The organism is Micromonospora sp. NPDC007220 (genome assembly GCF_040634035.1).
Lineage (GTDB): Bacteria > Actinomycetota > Actinomycetes > Mycobacteriales > Micromonosporaceae > Micromonospora > Micromonospora reichwaldensis.
In genome coordinates, this window is record NZ_JBEYEU010000074.1 from 1 (window position 1) to 1,094 (window position 1,094).

The 1,094-nt window shown below is 37.3% G+C and carries 1 protein-coding gene and 1 pseudogene; one reads left to right on the forward strand and one right to left on the reverse strand.

Going from position 1 to position 1,094, the window contains the following annotated elements; all coding sequences use genetic code 11:
- Nucleotides 1-34 precede the first annotated feature (34 nt).
- A pseudogene (locus ABZ573_RS32520) lies at nucleotides 35-193 on the reverse strand (DDE-type integrase/transposase/recombinase); the annotation flags it as partial.
- Between the two features lie 51 nt (nucleotides 194-244).
- Here ABZ573_RS32520 and ABZ573_RS32525 point away from each other — a divergent pair.
- The gene (locus tag ABZ573_RS32525; protein ID WP_358122931.1) at nucleotides 245-925 is read left to right on the forward strand and encodes an IS6-like element ISS1N family transposase; all 681 of its coding nucleotides are present in this window, start codon (nucleotides 245-247) and stop codon (nucleotides 923-925) included.
- Nucleotides 926-1,094 lie beyond the last annotated feature (169 nt).

Consider the following 1,094-nt stretch of genomic DNA (forward strand, 5'->3'; position numbering starts at 1 on the left):
TCTTAGTATATAAACCCACACTCTGTAACTTTTAAAAGGCGGAGCCAAGAGAAGGTGCTTTATCTGTTACGATGACTCTATGTTGACCAAACTGTTTATGAATACTTTTTAAGAAAACATAGGCTGCTTGCATATCCCGTTTCTTTCGTAACCAAATATCTAAGGTTAAACGGTTCTGTTGCAAAGTTTTCCAAAAAATCTATTTTAGTGTAAAATTGAGAAAAAAGACAGAGAGGACAGAGTAATGAATCATTTTAAAGGCAAACAATTCAAAAAAGACGTCATTATTGTCGCTGTTGGTTACTACCTGCGTTACAATCTAAGCTATCGTGAAGTTCAGGAATTGTTATATGATCGTGGAATAAATGTTTGTCATACTACGATTTATCGTTGGGTGCAAGAGTACAGCAAAGTCCTCTATTATCTTTGGAAGAAGAAAAATAGACAATCCTTCTATTCATGGAAAATGGACGAAACCTATATCAAAATTAAGGGACGTGGGCATTATCTTTATCGTGCAATTGATGCGGACGGCTTAACCTTAGATATCTGGTTACGAAAGAAACGGGATACGCAAGCAGCCTATGCTTTCTTAAAACGACTCCATAAACAGTTTGGTGAGCCGAAAGCAATTGTGACTGATAAAGCACCTTCTCTTGGCTCCGCCTTTAGAAAGTTACAGAGTGTGGGTTTATATACTAAGACAGAGCACCGAACTGTGAAGTATCTTAACAATTTAATAGAACAAGACCATCGACCTATTAAACGACGGAATAAATTTTATCAAAGTCTCCGTACAGCCTCTTCCACGATTAAGGGCATGGAGACCATTCGAGGAATATATAAAAAGAACCGAAGAAATGGAACGCTCTTCGGCTTTTCGGTGTCTACTGAAATCAAGGTATTAATGGGAATACCAGCCTAAGATATTTGGAGTTCAGAGCGGGCGCGTTTGATTTTCAAACTTCGCAACAGAACCAAAATAAGCATAACTTTTAAAGTGCTCCATAACTGTTAGATTTCTTGTCTAACAATTATGGAGCACTTTAGGTTCCCTGTGCTTTTTTATTTGTTCAAAAACAGCAACCGTAATT